Annotated in this window: 15 protein-coding genes and 1 riboswitch; of the genes, 10 read left to right on the top strand and 5 right to left on the bottom strand. The window is 69.0% G+C overall.

Going from position 1 to position 16,299, the window contains the following annotated elements; all coding sequences use genetic code 11:
• Nucleotides 1-143: 143 nt before the first annotated feature.
• From ABIE41_RS02820 to ABIE41_RS02810, 3 genes are all read right to left on the bottom strand, one after another.
• Nucleotides 144-1,091: an isoaspartyl peptidase/L-asparaginase family protein gene (locus ABIE41_RS02820; RefSeq protein ID WP_192643304.1), complete on the bottom strand. Its 948-nt coding sequence runs from the start codon at nt 1,089-1,091 to the stop codon at nt 144-146.
• Nucleotides 1,092-1,232: 141 nt separating this feature from the next.
• Nucleotides 1,233-2,822, bottom strand: a complete 1,590-nt coding sequence (locus ABIE41_RS02815; protein ID WP_192643303.1) for an ABC transporter substrate-binding protein — start codon at nt 2,820-2,822, stop codon at nt 1,233-1,235.
• Nucleotides 2,819-3,370, bottom strand: a complete 552-nt coding sequence (locus tag ABIE41_RS02810; RefSeq protein WP_192643302.1) for a MarR family winged helix-turn-helix transcriptional regulator — start codon at nt 3,368-3,370, stop codon at nt 2,819-2,821. Before ABIE41_RS02810 ends, ABIE41_RS02815 begins: the two co-directional genes overlap by 4 nt.
• Before the next feature lie 157 nt (nt 3,371-3,527).
• Between ABIE41_RS02810 and ABIE41_RS02805 the strand changes: the two genes are divergently transcribed.
• The 9 genes from ABIE41_RS02805 to ABIE41_RS02765 all read left to right on the top strand — a co-directional run bounded on the left by ABIE41_RS02805 (nt 3,528) and on the right by ABIE41_RS02765 (nt 14,117).
• A complete protein-coding gene (locus ABIE41_RS02805; RefSeq protein ID WP_192643301.1) occupies nt 3,528-4,229 on the top strand; it encodes a creatininase family protein in 702 nt (233 codons plus the stop codon).
• A 31-nt stretch (nt 4,230-4,260) separates the two neighbouring features.
• Nucleotides 4,261-5,235: an ABC transporter permease gene (locus tag ABIE41_RS02800; RefSeq protein WP_192643300.1), complete on the top strand. Its 975-nt coding sequence runs from the start codon at nt 4,261-4,263 to the stop codon at nt 5,233-5,235.
• Nucleotides 5,232-6,128: an ABC transporter permease gene (locus tag ABIE41_RS02795; protein ID WP_192643299.1), complete on the top strand. Its 897-nt coding sequence runs from the start codon at nt 5,232-5,234 to the stop codon at nt 6,126-6,128. The genes ABIE41_RS02800 and ABIE41_RS02795 overlap by 4 nt, the downstream gene beginning before the upstream one ends.
• On the top strand, nt 6,125-7,837 hold the full coding sequence (locus ABIE41_RS02790) for a dipeptide ABC transporter ATP-binding protein (RefSeq protein ID WP_192643298.1): 1,713 nt from the start codon (nt 6,125-6,127) through the stop codon (nt 7,835-7,837). Before ABIE41_RS02795 ends, ABIE41_RS02790 begins: the two co-directional genes overlap by 4 nt.
• Before the next feature lie 107 nt (nt 7,838-7,944).
• A complete protein-coding gene (locus tag ABIE41_RS02785) occupies nt 7,945-8,844 on the top strand; it encodes a polysaccharide deacetylase family protein (protein ID WP_192643297.1) in 900 nt (299 codons plus the stop codon).
• A 116-nt stretch (nt 8,845-8,960) separates the two neighbouring features.
• Nucleotides 8,961-10,868 (top strand): OmpA family protein, encoded by a 1,908-nt coding sequence (locus ABIE41_RS02780; RefSeq protein WP_192643296.1) that lies wholly within the window; start codon nt 8,961-8,963, stop codon nt 10,866-10,868.
• A 139-nt stretch (nt 10,869-11,007) separates the two neighbouring features.
• Nucleotides 11,008-11,205: a hypothetical protein gene (locus tag ABIE41_RS02775; RefSeq protein WP_192643295.1), complete on the top strand. Its 198-nt coding sequence runs from the start codon at nt 11,008-11,010 to the stop codon at nt 11,203-11,205.
• 37 nt (nt 11,206-11,242) lie between these two features.
• Nucleotides 11,243-11,347, top strand: a riboswitch (TPP riboswitch).
• 77 nt (nt 11,348-11,424) lie between these two features.
• Nucleotides 11,425-13,281: a phosphomethylpyrimidine synthase ThiC gene (gene thiC / locus ABIE41_RS02770; RefSeq protein WP_192643294.1), complete on the top strand. Its 1,857-nt coding sequence runs from the start codon at nt 11,425-11,427 to the stop codon at nt 13,279-13,281.
• A 92-nt stretch (nt 13,282-13,373) separates the two neighbouring features.
• Complete coding sequence (locus ABIE41_RS02765; protein ID WP_192643293.1) at nt 13,374-14,117, top strand: M48 family metallopeptidase; 744 nt, start codon at nt 13,374-13,376, stop codon at nt 14,115-14,117.
• Nucleotides 14,118-14,159: 42 nt separating this feature from the next.
• On the opposite strand, the gene ABIE41_RS02760 is transcribed toward ABIE41_RS02765, so the two are convergent.
• Entirely contained in the window at nt 14,160-14,669 is a 510-nt protein-coding gene (locus ABIE41_RS02760) for a GNAT family N-acetyltransferase (RefSeq protein WP_192643292.1), read from the bottom strand.
• Between the two features lies 1 nt (nt 14,670).
• On the bottom strand, nt 14,671-15,102 hold the full coding sequence (locus ABIE41_RS02755; RefSeq protein ID WP_465247077.1) for a type II toxin-antitoxin system TacA family antitoxin: 432 nt from the start codon (nt 15,100-15,102) through the stop codon (nt 14,671-14,673).
• On the opposite strand from ABIE41_RS02755, the gene ABIE41_RS02750 reads away from it, so the two are divergent.
• Nucleotides 15,101-16,297 (top strand): multidrug effflux MFS transporter, encoded by a 1,197-nt coding sequence (locus tag ABIE41_RS02750; protein WP_192643291.1) that lies wholly within the window; start codon nt 15,101-15,103, stop codon nt 16,295-16,297. The genes ABIE41_RS02755 and ABIE41_RS02750 overlap by 2 nt on opposite strands.
• Nucleotides 16,298-16,299 lie beyond the last annotated feature (2 nt).

Here is a 16,299-nt window from a genome sequence, read left to right as displayed (position 1 = left end):
CCGTGAGCCCTCATCCTGAGGAGCGGCTGAAAGCCGCGTCTCGAAGGATGTTTCCGTGAACGCGCGAACCTCCTGGACCATCCTTCGAGACGCCGCTGCGCGGCCCCTCAGGATGAGGGCTGAGGGAGACGAGCGGCCAGCCATCACGCCTGACCCGCGATCTCGACATCGCCATGCGTGGCGACATGGACGAGGCCGTCCGGCGTCACCCAGCCGCGATACATGCCCTGCGTGTTGTAGGGGGCGACGATGGTCCCGTCCGCGTCGATGGCGACCAGCCCGGCGCCGATCTTGTGGGCGGTGAGCTCGCCGAGCACGGCGGCGCTCGCGTCCTCGAGGCCGAGGCCCTTGTAGCCGATCAGCGAGGCCAGCTCGTGGCCCACGCAGTAGCGGATGAAATACTCGCCCTTGCCGGTGCCCGAGACCGCGCAACGTCCGTCGCGGGCATAGGTGCCGGCGCCGATGATCGGGGAATCGCCGACGCGGCCGACGGGCTTGTTGGTGTAGCCGCCTGTGGACGTCGCCGCCGCCAGATGTCCGGCCGCGTCCAGAGCGACCGCGCCGACGGTGCCGTGCTTCTCGGCCTCGCTCGCCTCGCCGGCCGTGCCGACGAGTTCGCGGATCTTCATCGAGGACAGGTTCTTGCGCCGCCGCTCCGTCGAGAAATGCCCGTTCTCGACGATGTCGAGGCCTTCATGGGCAGCGTAGGTGTCGGCCGCGGGTCCCACCAGCAGCAGCGGGTCGCCGCGCTGCATCAGCGCCTTGGCGGCGCTGACAGGATTGCGGATGCGCTTGACGGCGGCGACCGCACCGGCCGCTAGCGTCGCCCCATCCATGATCGAGGCATCGAGCTCATGCTCGCCCTCGGCATTGAAGGCGGCGCCGTAGCCGGCGTTGAAATGGGGAGAATCCTCCATCACCCGGACCGCCGCCTCGACGGCGTCGACGGCGCTGCCGCCTTGGCTAAGGATGGCCCAGCCGGCCCGCAGCGAGGCCGCGAGATCGGCCCGGGCTTCCGCCCATTCCGCCTCGCTCATTTCGGATTTCGGCAGCGTGCCGCAGCCGCCATGGATGGCGAGGGCGATGGTCATGACGGGTCTTCCTGGAATGGCGCGCGAACCGGGCCCGTCATGCTCGCCCTTGTGGCGAGCATCCACACCTGAGCCTTGGCGCACGGCGCGCAAAGGCGTGGATGGTCGGGACGAGCCCGACCATGACGGCAGTGGGTTGCCTCACTTCTTGGCGGGCTTGATGTCCATCGCCAGCGTGTCCTCGTCGACGCGCGGGGCGATCGTCACCTTGTCCTTCTGCATCGCCCAGGCCGAGCCGACGGCGACGATCGGCAGGCGCGGCCGGTCCTTGGCGACGATCGCGTTGGCCTGCGAGAGCAGATCGTTGCGCTTGGCCTCGTCGAGCTCGACCGAGGCGTCCTGGATCAGCTTGTCGAGATCGGCGTTCTTGTAGCCGAGCACGTTGAAGGCGCCGAGCTTCTTGGCCGGGTCGTTGGAGTGGACCACCGAGGAGAGCGTGTAGTTCGCCTCGCCGGTCAGCGTGCCCCAGCCCGACATCGCCAGAGAGAATTCGCCGCGCGTACGGGCCGGGAAGAACACGGCCGCCGTCTGGGCATTGGCGGTGACGTCGAGCCCGATCCGCGCCAGCATCTGCGCCACCGAGGTGCCGACCTGGCGGTCGCCCGGCAGGCGATCATTGGTGAAGGAGAAGGTGGTCTTGAAGCCGTTGGGGTAGCCGGCCTCCTCCAGCAGCTTCTTGGCCCGGGCGAGATCGACCTTCAGCGGCGGCAGGCTCTTGTTGAAGCCGGCGATGCTGGAGGTCACCAGCTGGTTGACCGGCGCGCCGAGGCCTTCCATCGCGATTTCGACGAGCGCCGGCCGGTCGATGGCGAGGTCGATCGCCTCGCGTACGCGGGGGTCCTGCAGCGGGTTCTTCGGCAGGGGCGAGCCGTCCTTGGCGCTGACCTGCGGGGACTTCTCCCGCATGTCGATTTCCATGTTGAAGACATAGACCGTGTCGATCGTGGCGACCGAGAGCTTCGGGTCGCGCTTCAGCGTCGCAACGTCGGAGGCCGGCGCGCGCACGATGATGTCGACCTGGCCGGCCTTCAGCTGGGCGACACGGGCGGCGTCATTGGGCAGCTCCTTGCGGACGACCTTGGCCCAGGGCTCCTTGGGACCCCAGTAGCCGTCGAACCGGTCCAGCACGAGCTGGTCCTTCGGCGTCCAGGAGACGAACTTGTAGGGGCCGGTGCCGATCGCGGCCTTGCCGGAGTTGAAGGTCTCGTTGGCGTTGTCCTTGGTCAGCCCGGCAGCGGCCTTGGACGAGACGATGAACAGGCGGATGAAGTCGTTGGGCAGGTTCGGCGCCGGCCCGTCGGTGACGATGTGAACCGTCAGCGGGTCGATGATCTTCACCTCCTTGACGCGGCGCGTGTAGATCGTCGTCGGATTGGGGCCGGAGACGACGGGGATCCGCTCGATCGAGAACTTGACGTCCTCGGCGGTGAAGTCCGACCCGTCGTGGAACTTGACGCCGGAGCGCAGCTTGAACTCCCAGGTATCGGGCGTGATCGCCTTCCAGCTGGTGGCGAGGCGCGGCTCGATCTGCAGCTTGTCGCCGGACCAGGTCAGCGTGTCGAAGATATGCTTCAGCGACTCGGCATGGGTGCCGGTCGCGGTGAAATGCGGATCGATCGAGTCCGGGCCGGCGCGCACGCCGATGGTCAGGTTCTGGGCAAGCGCGGCGCTCGATACGGAAGCCCCGAGCACGAGGGCCAGGGCGGCGACGCGGGTGAAGTGGATGGTCATGGTGCGGTTCCCTCTTTTTCGAGATCGTGGGGCCAGGTCGGTGAGGCGATCACCAGCTTGTCCATGAGTTCGCAGAGCTGGCGCTGCTCGGCGTCGGTGAGCGCGGACAGCATGGCGGTCTGCTGCTGGATCATCAGCGGCATCGTCTCCTCGAAGATCGCGCGGCCGGGCCCGGTCAGGTAGAGCACGAAACTGCGCAGATCCTCGGGGTCGGTCTCGCGCCGCAGCAGGCGCCGCTGCAGCAGCCGCTGGATCGCGCGGCTGAGCGTGTTCTTGGGCAGCCCCGAGGAGGCGACGATGTTCTTGGCGGCCACCCCGTTGCGCAGACCCACGGCATAGAGCGCCACGAATTCGGGGCGCACCAGACCGTAGCGGGTCTCGATCCAGCGATAGACGGGGTCGTTGAAGCGGAACGCGACGAAGTTCAGGCGGAAGGACAGCCAGCAGGGATTGTCCCAGAGCTTGGTCACGGTCAGCGGATCGAGTTCGCTGAGCGCCTTCTCGCGCGCCGCACCGACCTGCGAAACAGCCGTCGGCGCACGCCGCATGGCCAGCCTCCCCCGCACCCATTTGGTTCCAAATGGAACTTGACGCTGTCCGATGCGAGAGTCAAGGATGCGGAAGACGAGGATGGTTGAGCCTCGGCGCGCGAGCAATGCGATTCTTGCGAACTCTGCGCAATATCACCCTAGCAAGGATCAGGCCGTGCGTGTTGCGCAGATGAACTGGATGCAGATCGAGGCGCAGGCGAAGCGCGACGACCGCTGCGTGCTGCCGCTGGGCTGCGTCGAGCAGCATGCCTATCTCAGCCTCGCCACCGACGCGATCCTCGCCGACCGCGTCGCCGGCGACGCCGCCGAGCCGCTCGGTCTGCCGGTCTTCCCCGTGCTGGCCTATGGCATGACGCCGGGCTTTGCCGCCTATCCCGGCACGGTGTCGCTGCGCATGAGCACTTATGTCGCGGTGATGGAGGATCTGCTGGAGGGCTTCTACCGCTCCGGCTTCCGCCGCATCGTGCTGGTCAACGGCCATGGCGGCAACGCGCCGATCATGACGCTGGCGACCGAATGGATGGGCAAGCATGCCGACGCGAGCGTGCGGCTGCACAACTGGTGGGCGGGCCCTCTCTTCCAGGCCGCCGTCCGCGAGATCGACCCGGCCGCCTCCCACGCCTCCTGGATGGAGAACTTCCCCTGGACGCGGCTGGAGGGCGTCGCCATGCCGGATGCTTTCAAGCCGCCCTTCGACGCCCCGGCCTACCAGGCCGCCTCGCCGCCGAAGAAGCGCGAGATCCTCGGCGACGGCAATTTCCACGGCCGCTACCAGCGCTCCGACAACGAGATGCTCGCCCTCTGGCAGGTCGGCGTCGAGGAGACGCGCGCCGCGATGGTGGAGAGCTGGCCGTGAGGGCTGAGGGATCTGCCCTGCAGGCAGTGCCATGCTAGCCCATATCCTCGGCAGGCTGGGGCAGGCGCTCGTCGTCATGCTCGTGATGTCGGCGCTGGTCTTCGTCGGCGTCTACGCCATCGGCAACCCGATCGACGTGCTGATCGGCCCTGATGTCAGCCAGGACATCCGGCTCGACACGATCGCGCGCTACGGGCTCGATCAGCCGCTTTACGTCCAGTACTTCACCTTTCTGAGCCGGATTGTGCAGGGCGATTTCGGCCGCTCCTTCGTCTTCGGCATGCCGGTGCTCGACCTCATCCTGTCGCGCCTTCCGGCGACGCTGGAGCTGACGCTGGCAGCCGTCGTCGGTGCGGCGCTGATCGGCATTCCCGCCGGCATCTATGCCGGCTACCGGCCGGACGGCTTTGCCGCTAAGGCGATCATGACGGTCTCGATCCTCGGCTTCTCAGTCCCGACCTTCTGGATCGGCCTCGTCCTGATCATGGCCTTCGCGGTCGAGCTGCAATGGCTGCCGGCCGGCGGTCGCGGCGCGACGGTTTCCGTCTTCGGCGTCGAATGGAGCTTCCTCACAGCCAACGGCCTGAGCCATCTCCTGCTGCCGGCGTGCAATCTCGCCTTCTTCAAGCTCGCTTTGATGACGCGGCTGGCCCGCGCCGGCACCCGCGAGGCGATGCTGTCGGACACGGTGAAGTTCGCCCGCGCCGCAGGCCTCTCCGAATGGACCGTGCTGCGCCGGCATGTGCTGCGGCTGATCGCGATCCCGCTCGTCACCGTCTTCGGGCTCGAATTCGCCTCGACGCTGGCCTTCGCCGTCGTCACCGAGACGATTTTCTCCTGGCCCGGCATCGGCAAGCTGATCATCGATTCGATCACCTCGCTCGATCGGCCGGTGATGGTGGCCTATCTGATGCTCGTCTCTTTCGTCTTCATCATGATCAACTTCCTCGTCGATCTCGCCTATGTCGGGCTCGATCCGCGGCTGCGCCGGGCGGGCTCGCGATGACACAGCCCGTACCCGCCAGGGACGTTTCGCCGGTCGCGCGCTTCTGGGCCGAGTTCCGCGAGAGCAAGGTTGCGGTCGCGGCGCTCGTGGTCGTGCTGCTGATGCTCGGCGTCGCGATCTTCGCGCCGCTGGTCGCCCCGCAGAACCCCTATGATCTCGCCAATCTCGTGCTGATGGATGCGCGCCGGCCTCCCGGTTTCATCGGCTCGGCCGGCTACACCCATATCCTCGGCACCGATGCGCAGGGGCGCGACCTGTTCTCGGCGATCCTCTATGGCTTGCGCATCTCGCTGCAGATGGGGCTGATCGCCGGTTCGCTCGCCTTCGTGGTCGGCGTGACGCTGGGCGTCGGCGCCGCTTATCTCGGCGGCCGCTGGGAAGCCTTCATCATGCGCGTGGTCGATCTCCAGCTCGCCTTCCCGGCGATCCTGCTGGCGCTCGTCCTCTCGGCCCTGCTTGGCCAGGGCAAGATGCAGCTGATCGCGGCCCTGGCCGCCGCGCAATATGCCTATTTCGCCCGCACGGCCCATGGCGCGGCCTCGGCCGAGCGCGGCAAGGACTATGTCGAGGCGGTGCTCTCGACGCCGCTGCCGGCCTGGCGCGTGGTGCTCAAGCACATCTTCCCGAACTGCCTGCCGCCGCTGATCGTGGTCGCAACCGTGCAGGTGGCGAGCGCCATCGCACTCGAGGCGACGCTCTCCTTCCTCGGCGTCGGGCTGCCCGTGACCGAGCCCTCGCTGGGCATGCTGATCTCCAACGGCTTCCAGTACATGCTCTCGGGCCGTTACTGGATCTCGATCTATCCCGGCATCGCCCTGATCGTGCTGATCGTCGCCATCAACCTCGTCGGCGACCGCATCCGCGACCAGGTCAATCCGAGGCTGAAGCGATGAGCGGCGCCCTGCAGCCTCCCCTGCTCGAGGTCACCGACCTCGCCACCTATTTCCACGCCCGCGCCGGGGTGGTGAAGGCGGTCGACGGCGTCACCTTCAGCCTGAAGCGCGGCGAGGTCATGGGCCTCGTCGGCGAATCCGGCTCGGGCAAGAGCATCACCGGCTTCTCGATCATTGGCCTGCTCGATCCGCAGGGGCGCATCGAGCGCGGCTCGGTGAGGCTGGAGGGGCGCGAGCTCGTCGGCCTGCCGCCGGACGAGCTGCGCGCCATCCGCGGCAAGGCGATCTCGATGGTCTTCCAGGACCCGATGATGACGCTGAACCCGATGCTGACCATCGGTGACCAGATCGGGCTGGCGCTGGAGGCGCATGAATCCGTCTCAGGCGCCGAACGCCGCCGGCGCGGCATCGCCGCGCTTGCCCAGGTCCGCATTCCCGATCCCGAAGCCAAGATCGATTTCTACCCGCACCAGTTCTCCGGCGGCATGCGCCAGCGCGTCGCCATCGCGATCGCGCTGCTGCATCGCCCGCGGCTGATCATCTGCGACGAGCCGACGACCGCGCTCGACGTGTCGATCCAGGCTGAAATCCTGGCCGAGATGAAGGAGCTGGTCGCGGAACTCGGCACCGCCCTGATCTGGATCAGCCACGACCTCGCCACCGTCGCTTCGATTGCCGACCATGTCTGCGTCATGCGCTACGGCAAGATCGTCGAGGCGGGCCCCGTGCTCCAGGTTCTGACCCGGCCCCAGCACCCCTACACGCAGGGCCTGCTCGACTCGCTGCCCTCGCGCGCCAAGCCCGGCACGCTGCTGGCGCGCGGGGCGGGCACCGATGCCGCGCCCCCGCCACGGCTGCCGCGCCAGGCCGAGACCGGTCGCCGCGCCGCCGACCTGCCCTATGTCGTCGCCGAGGCGGTCGCGAAGCGCTTCCAGCGCAAATCCGGCGTGCTGCGGCTGCTCGCCCAGAAGGCCGGCTTCGCCCGTCCGCTGCCGGCGGTGCAGGCGGTGGACCATGTCACGCTCTCGATCGCGCGCGGCGAGGCGCTGGGACTCGTCGGCGAATCCGGCAGCGGCAAGTCGACGCTCGGCCGCATGGTCGCGGGCATCTATGCGCCCGACAGCGGCCACATCCTGCTCGATGGCGAGCCGGTGATGAGCGCGGGCGATCGCCCGCACAAGATCACCACGCGCATCCAGACGATCTTCCAGGACCCCTTCGCCTCGCTGAACCCGCGCATGCGCATCGGCGACAGCATTGCCGAGGGTCCGCTTGCCCATGGCCTGATCTCCCGGGCCGAGGCTGGCACCTATGTGGCGCAATGGCTCGCCGCCGTCGGGCTCGACCCTGCCTTTGCCGCGCGGTACCCGCATCAGTTCTCCGGCGGCCAGCGCCAGCGCGTCGCCATCGCCCGCGCGCTCGCCATGCAGCCCGATGTCGTGGTCTGCGACGAGCCGGTGGCCTCGCTCGACGTCTCGATCCAGGCGCAGATCATCAATCTGCTGCTGCGGCTGCGGCAGGAACTCGGCCTGACGCTGCTCTTCATCTCCCACGACCTCTCGGTCGTCCGCCATCTTTGCGACCGCGTCGCGATCATGCATCGCGGCAAGATCGTCGAGAGCGGCCCGGCCGGCGAGGTCTACGACAACCCGCGCGACGATTACACGAAGCGCCTGCTGGCGGCGGTTCCCGTGCTGCCGGTGGCGTAAACCTCTTCCGTCATTCTCGGGCGAAGCGAAGCGCAGACCCGAGAATCTCCGGCCAGAGATGCTCGGGTCGAGCCCGAGCATGACGTGCCTCGACAAAGGAGACCACCATGTCCGAACCCGAACTCCTCCCCTGGCAGTGGTCCGAAGAAACCTGGCGCGCCAAGGTCGATCGCGTGCGCGCCGGGCGCAACCTGAAGCCGGCAACCTGGAAGAACGGCGCACGCTGCGCGGTCGCGCTGTCCTTCGACGTCGACCATGAGACCAACGAACTGCGCGACGGCGGCAAGTCGGTCGGGCGGCTGTCATGGGGCCAGTACGGCAACCGCGTCGGCATGCCCCGCATCCTCGATCTGATGAAGAAGGAGGACATTCAGGCGACCTTCTTCGTCCCGGCCGTGACCGCCTTGCTCTATCCCGACGAGCAGCGCCGGGTCATCGCCGAGGGCCACGAGATCGGCCTCCATGGCTGGATCCACGAGGTCAACACCGCCGTGCCGCCGGACGCCGAGCGCGAGCTGCACCTGCGCTCCGCCGACACGCTGGAAAAGATCACCGGCGTCCGCCCGGTCGGCATGCGCACCCCCTCCTGGGACTTCTCGGAGGTGACGCTCTCGATCGAGCGCGAGCTCGGCCTGCTCTACGATTCCTCGCTCTTCGCCGATGACGACCCCTACGAGATCGTCGAGAAGGGCGAGCCGACCGGCATGGTCGAACTGCCGGTCGAGTGGATCCGCGACGACGCGGTCTATTTCAACATGAACCGCTTCCAGGCGCTGCGGCCCTATACGGCGCCCGAGGCCGTGTTCGACATCTTCCGCCGCGAATTCGATCGCGCCTATGAGGAGGGCGGGCTCTTCCTTCTGACCATGCACCCGCATGTCATCACCTATCGCTCGCGCATCTGGATCCTCGAGAAGCTGATCTCCCACATCAAGGAGATGCCGGATGTCTGGTTCGCCAGCCATGCCGAGATCGCGGCTTTCGTGAAGGAGCAGGCCGGCATCTGAGGAGGCGCCGCCCCGATTCCTAAGGAACCGGGCCAGATTTCCGCCGTTTTTGGTTCAGGACGGGTTCAGCGCATCCGGCGCGTTCTCGCTCGCAGACGAAAACGGAAACGGATTTCATGACGCGCACCAAAAACTGGCTTCTGGTCGGCACCATCCTCCCCGCCATCGCCCTGTCGCAGGCGGGGGGAATGGTCGCCGCCGCAGCTCCCGACCGCTTCCCCGAACTCGCCCAGGCGCCACCGCTGGCCGACGACCAGCCGGCCCAGCCGCGCCGCGAGCGTGCGCCGGGCGTGCCGCGGGCGCCGGGCGGCCCCGCCGCTCCCGGGGCGGAAGGCCCTGCCGGGCCGCGCGCGCCCGGCGCGCCCCCGGCCATCCAGCGGCCGAGCGCCCCGCAGGCCCCCACCGCCGCCCCGCCGGCCGCGCCCCGTGCCCCGGCTCCGGCAGAGGCCGCGCCGCCGCGTGCCGCGCCCGAGCCGCGCCGTGACCCGCCGATGCCGCGCCCGGCTCCCTCGATCACCGCGCCGCAGCCGGGCCAGCCCGCAGCCCGCCCGGTTCCCGTGCCGCCGGTGGATGGCGAGCCGGCCGTGCGGCCGACGCCGCCGCGTCCGCCCGCCGCTGCCCCCGAGCGCCCGTCTCCCGCGGAGCGCCTGACTCCGGCTGAGCGCCCCGCGCCGCCGGCTGCGGCTCCCGCCGAGCGCCGGGCCCCGGCTGCAACGCCCGGCACCCCGCCGGCGTCACAGCCCGCACCCCAGAACCGCACCGCACCCGCCCCGGCGGCGCCCGCGCCCGGCATCGCGCCCACGGCTCCGCCGCCGGCCGCACCGCAGACCCGGACGGCACCGGTCGCTCCGGGACAGCCTCCGGCCGCCGCGCCCCAGGCCACCCCGCCGGCGGTTGCGCCGCCTGCAGCGGCACCGGCTCCTGCTCCCCAGGCGGCCCCGACCGCTCCGCCGCCGGCCACGCCGCCTTTGCGTGACGGGCAGACGCAGGCCACCCCGCCGGCTACGCCAGGCGTGCCGGGGCAGCCGGCCGATCCGCGGCAGGGTCGCCGCGGCGGCATCGGGCTCGGCGGCGCGGCCGCAATCGGGCTGGGCGCCGGCGTCGTCGGCGGCATCATGGCGACGCAGGGCGCCGACCGGCTGGAGGATGTGCGCGGTCGCCGCGAGGAGCGTCGCGAAGGCGACGTCACCATCATCCGCGAGCCCGGCCGGACCATCATCCGCGACGACGACCGCACGATCATCCGCCGCGACGAGACGCAGCGCTTCCGCGAACTCGGGCTGGAGACCCGGACCGAACGGCGCGGCGACGAGAACCGCACGATCTTCGAGCGGCCCGACGGCACGCGGATCGTCACCATCACCGACGAGGAGGGCCGCCTGATCCGGCGCACGCGGCTCGACCGCGAGGGCAGGGAGGTCGTCATCATCGACAACACCCGCCGCGACCGTCCGCGCGACCGCTTCTCGGACGAGATCGTGGTCCTGGAACGCCCGGCGCTGCGCATCCCGCGCGAGCGTTACATCGTCGATGCCGAGCGGGCCGATGAGAACCTGATCTACGAGACCATCGTCGCGCCGCCGCTCGGGCCGATCCCGCGTCGCTACACGCTCGACGAGGTCCGCTACTCGCCGGATCTGCGGGCCCAGATGCGCAGCGTCGACATCGACAGCATCACCTTCGAGACCGGCTCCTGGGATGTGGCGGCGGGCCAGGCGCAGCGGCTCTCGGTCATCGCCGACTCGATCCGCCGCGCGCTGCAGCGCGCCCCCAACGAGGTCTTCCTCGTCGAGGGGCACACTGACGCCGTCGGCGCGGACATCGACAATCTCTCGTTGTCGGATCGCCGGGCGCAGTCGGTCGCCGAGATCCTGACCAAGGATTTCGGCGTGCCACCGGAGAACCTGACGACGCAGGGCTATGGCGAGCAGTACCTCAAGGTGAACACGCAGGATGCGTCGCGCGAGAACCGTCGCGTCACGCTGCGGCGGATCACGCCGCTGCTGGCGGGGCAGGGCAACTGAGCCCCAGAGCCCCCACGCTTGATACGGAAGGCCGCCGAGAGGCGGCCTTCCTGTTTTGGGACAGCCGCGCATTCGCGCCGTCGCGTTCACGAAGGCTCAACTCCGCGCGCCTATCACCGAAGCAAGGGAGGATCCCCCCATGAGCGACTCCATGGCCATCGCGGCGACCTTTGCCGCGACGCAGGCGACCGCGATGCAGCAGGCGCTTCAGACCATCATGCTGAGCCAGCAGGCTCAGGCTGATCAGAGCGTCGTCGCCCTGCTCCAGCAGAGCGCCGAGCAGATGCAGGCTGTTCTTCCCGCAGGACAGGGCCAGTCCGTCGACATCACCGCCTGAGGCGGTTGCGCATCACCGCCCATCCGCCTAACCTCGATCCCGTTCCGAGGGGTGCCCGCAAGGGCTGAGACGGCTTTCCCAGCCGAACCCATCGAACCTGATCCGGGTCATACCGGCGGAGGGACTGGAACGCGGCGCAAGCCCGCATTGCGACCGCATCACAGCGCTTGAACCGCTTTCGACGCCGGATCTCCTGACCTCAAAGGCGGAGATCCAAAAATGCCTTCCCAACAGACCAGAACCTTCGGCGCGCCGACCGGCGTCACCACCGGGCCGATCACGGGCTCGCGCAAGATCTATGTGCCGGCCCCGCAGGATGCTGCGATCCGCGTGCCCTTCCGCGAAGTGTCGCTGAGCACCGATGCCGAACCGCCGGTGCGCCTCTATGACCCCTCCGGCCCCTATACCGAGACCAATGTGGCGATCGACCTCAATGCCGGCCTGCCGCAGGTGAGGCGCGCCTGGCTCGACGGGCGCGGCTTCGAGACGATTGCGGGGCGCGCCGGGACACCCGCCGACAATGGCCATGCCGCGCCTTCGCAGAGCGTGCCGTCCTGCCCAGCGCAGCGCCCAGTCCTGAGGGCGCAGCCCGGCCGGATGGCGACGCAATACGAGTTCGCGAAGGCGGGCATCGTCACCCCCGAGATGATCTATGTCGCGCATCGCGAGAATCTCGGCCGCGCCGCGATGCTGGAGGGCGCCCGCGAGCGCCACGCCGATGGCGAGAGTTTTGGCGCGAGTGTGCCGGAGTTCGTCACACCCGAGTTCGTCCGCAGCGAGATCGCGCGCGGCCGCGCCATCATCCCCGCCAACATCAACCACCCCGAGTTGGAGCCGATGGCGATCGGCCGCAACTTCCTGGTCAAGATCAACGCCAATATCGGCAATTCGGCGGTGACCTCGGGCGCGGCCGAAGAAGTCGAGAAGCTGGTCTGGGCGATCCGCTGGGGCGCCGACACGGTGATGGACCTCTCCACCGGCCGCAACATCCACGCCATCCGCTCCTGGATACTTAGAAACTCGCCGGTCCCGATCGGTACGGTGCCGATCTACCAGGCGCTGGAGAAGGTCGGCGGCGACCCGGTCAAGCTGGACTGGGAGGTCTTCAAGGACACGCTGATCGAGCAGGCCGAGCAGGGCGTCGATTACTTCACCATCCATGCCGGCGTGCGCCTGGCTTACGTGCCGCTGACAGCCAACCGCGTCACGGGCATCGTCTCGCGCGGCGGCTCGATCATGGCGCGCTGGTGCCTGGCGCATCACAAGGAGAGCTTCCTCTACGAGCGCTTCGACGAGATCTGCGAGATCATGCGCGCCTATGACGTCTCCTTCTCGCTCGGCGACGGGCTGCGGCCGGGCTCGATCGCCGACGCCAATGACCGCGCCCAGTTCGCCGAGCTGGAGACCTTGGGGGAGCTCACCACCATCGCGTGGAAAAAAGGCTGCCAGGTGATGATCGAGGGCCCCGGCCATGTGCCGATGCACAAGATCAGGGAGAATATGGACAAACAGCTGCGCGAATGCGGCGAGGCCCCCTTCTACACGCTGGGGCCGCTGACGACCGACATTGCGCCGGGCTATGACCACATCACCTCCGGCATCGGGGCGGCGATGATCGGCTGGTATGGCTGCGCCATGCTCTGCTACGTCACGCCCAAGGAGCATCTCGGCCTGCCCGACCGAGATGACGTCAAGACCGGCGTCATCACCTACAAGATCGCCGCGCACGCCGCCGACCTCGCCAAGGGCCATCCGGCGGCGCGCCTCCGCGACGATGCACTCTCCCGCGCCCGTTTCGACTTCCGCTGGGAGGACCAGTTCAATCTGGGGCTCGATCCCGATACGGCGCGCGCCTATCACGACGAGACCCTGCCGAAAGACGCCCACAAGGTCGCGCATTTCTGCTCGATGTGCGGGCCGAAATTCTGCTCGATGAAGATCACGCAGGATCTCAGGGCAGAGGTGCTGGCGATGGACGACGCGCAGCGCGCAGCGCTCGACCGGGCGGCGGGCATGGCCGGCAAGGCGCAGGAGTTCCGCGACCGCGGCGCCAGCCTCTATCTGCCGGCGGAGTAGGATCCACGGGTCCGAAGCCGGCCCGCCGCACGGAAGGGGGCCGCTCGCCGCCCCCTTCCGGAACGGCTGCGAATCCCGCACAATCGCGGGCGATGCGGCTCTCCCTGTTCAAGCGCAAGCCCGATCCGGAGCGGATCGAGGTCTCCCATGCTGGGGCACTCTACCCCGTGCAGATCAAGCGGCGGGCGAGCGCGCGGCGGATGACGCTGCGCGTCTCGCAGGCCAGCGGCGAGATCACGCTGACCTTGCCGGAACGGGCCGATTTCGCGGCAGGCCGGCTCTTCGCCGAGAACCACGGCGGCTGGATCGCGGCCCGCCTCGCCAAGCGTCCCCAGCTCATTCCCTTCGAGCCCGGCCAGACGATTCCCTTCCGCGGCACGCCCCACCGCATCGTCCACTGGAGCAAGGCTCGCGGGCTCACCCGCGCCACGCAGGACCATGACGGCGCGCCGATCCTCGCGGTCGCCGGCGAGGGCGCCCATGTGCCGCGGCGAATCAAGGATTTCCTGCGCCGGGCCGCTCTGGACGATCTGGAGGCGGCGGTCACTCGGCATACGGCCGCGCTCGGCATCCCCGCCCGCAGGATCACCATCCGCGATACCACCAGCCGCTGGGGCTCCTGCTCCTCGCAGGGGCACCTGAATTTCTCCTGGCGGCTGATCCTCGCCCCGCCACTGGTGCTGGACTACCTCGCCGCCCATGAGGTCGCCCATCTCAAGGAGATGAACCACTCGCACCGCTTCTGGGCGCTGACCCACAAGCTCTGCCCGCGCACGGAGGAGGCGGAGGCCTGGCTCAAGCGCCACGGCGCGGGGCTGCACGCCTATGGTGCGTGAGCACCGCGTGTTTGGCGACCCTGCCCCGATCGGGCTCGTGCGCTAAGGACCCTCGTCGCGCAGCGACAGGGCGATGTCCTGCAGGGATCGAAACAGCATCAGCGGGTCGCTGGGCGAGGCGATGAACCCGCGTCGGAGCCAGAAGCGCTGCGCCTGATCGTCGATCGCTCGCACCAGCAGCGCCCGGCCGCCGATCAGGCCGGAGACATGGACGCAGCGTTCCAGCGCGTGCCTGACGAGCCCCGTGCCGACCCCGCGCCCGACCCAGTGACGGTCCGTCGCGAGCTGGCCCAGCAACAGGCAGGGAATGGGATCGGGCGGCTGGCCGGTCCGGATCGAGCGTGGCAGCGCGCTCGGCGTGATCGCCGTCGGCGCCAGCCCGTAATAGGCGATGACTCGGTTGTCCGCCTGGACCACCATGACGGCGGTGAAGCCCTTGCGATGGTTCGAAAGCGCCCGGTGCTTCAGCCAGAGGTCGAGTGCAGGCTGGCCCGAGTCGAAAGCCGAGAGATCATGCGCCTCGGACAAGGGCTCCGGTGGCGAGATCGTCACGCTAGGCGCCGTCGGCTGTATCAGTCGTCTCCCAGGGAGCTGGCCTGCGCAGCAACTCGGCCATGGCGGGCACGCGTTCGGCAGGTTTGGCCAGCATGGCAACGAAGGCCTCGAAATCGGCCGGGCTCAGGCGGATCGACAGGCTGTCCATCACCGCCTCCTCGGCCGCGCGCACCGCCGAGTCGCGCACGAACTGCGTCCGCGAATGGCCGCGCAGCTTCGCCGCCCTATCGATGAGGGCGATATCGGCTTCGGGAAGCCGCATCGACAGGGGATGATCCTTGCGTATCGCCACGCGCGCCATCGGACGATCCTCGTTGTTATCGGCCAGCAAGGTAGCGCGTTTTGCACTACAGTTCCAGAGGGATCGGCGCTTGATCCTGTCTGCGCCTCGCTCCACAAGGATCGCCCGTCCCGTTGCGCCGGCTGCCATGAAACTCCGCCCCGATACGCTGGCGATGACCGCCGTTCTCGCCATGCTGACGGCGCTGGGCCCGCTCTCGACCGATTTCTATCTGCCCTCGCTGCCCGACATCGTCCGCGTCATGGCGACCGACGTCGCGGGCGCTCAGGCGACGCTCTCGGCCTTCCTGTTCGGTTTTGCGGGCGGACAGATCCTCTGGGGGCCGCTCTCCGACCGGCTCGGCCGGCGCCCGGTCCTGCTGACGGGGCTCGCCCTCTTCACCCTGGCGACTCTGGCCTGCGCGCTGGCGCCCTCGATCGAGGCGCTGACCGCGGCCCGCGCCGTCCAGGCGCTCGGCGCGTCGGGGCCGATCGTGCTCGGCCGCGCCATGGTGCGCGATCTCTATGAGGGGCCGCGCGCCGGCCGCGAGCTCGCCCGGATGGGCATGATCATGGGGCTGGTGCCGGCCGTCGCGCCGGTGCTGGGCGGCGTGCTCCAGCAGGCCTTCGGCTGGCGCTCGACCTTCGTGGCCTCGCTCGTCTTTGCCGCGGTTCTCGCAGCGGTGGTGGGCGTCCTCCTGCCCGAGACCCTGCGGACCCGCTCGCGCGCGCCCCTGTCCCTGCTCGCCATCATCCGCGGCTTCGGGACGTTGCTGCAGAACCGCGCCTATCGCGTCTATGTCGGGTTGACGGCGCTGGCCTATGGCGGGCTCTTCGCCTTCATCTCGGGCTCTTCCTTCGTGCTGATCGGCATCCATGGCCTGACGCCGGCGCAGTACGGTCTGTCCTTCGGCTTCGGCGTGCTCGGCTTCATCCTCGGCACCATCCTCGCCCAGCGTCTCGTCGGCCGCCGCGGCATGGACGGGGTCATCGGGCTCGGCGTCGTCTGCCTGGCCGGCGGCGGGCTCGCCATGCTGCTCTGCGTGCTCACCGGCTTCGCCGGCCCCTTCGGCGTCATCGTGCCGATGGCGCTCTATGCCTGCGGCGTCGGACTGACCATGCCGCAGGCCCAGGCCTCGGCGATGATGCCCTTTCCCGACCGGGCCGGCGCCGCTTCCTCCTTCACCGGCCTCTGCCAGATGCTGTTTTCGGCCTGCGTCGGGCTGCTCGTCGGCCATGCGCTGAAGAGCGGCGCGCTGCCGCTGCCGCTGGTCATGTCGGCGATCGGCGTCGCCGCGCTGGTGCTGTTCAGGGCGAGCGCCGCAATCCGCGCCGTCAAGGGCTGAAG

It is taken from the genome of Bosea sp. OAE506 (genome assembly GCF_040546595.1).
Lineage (GTDB): Bacteria > Pseudomonadota > Alphaproteobacteria > Rhizobiales > Beijerinckiaceae > Allobosea.
Note: the sequence above shows the minus strand (reverse complement) of the source record. Positions and strands in the feature narration are given on the sequence as shown.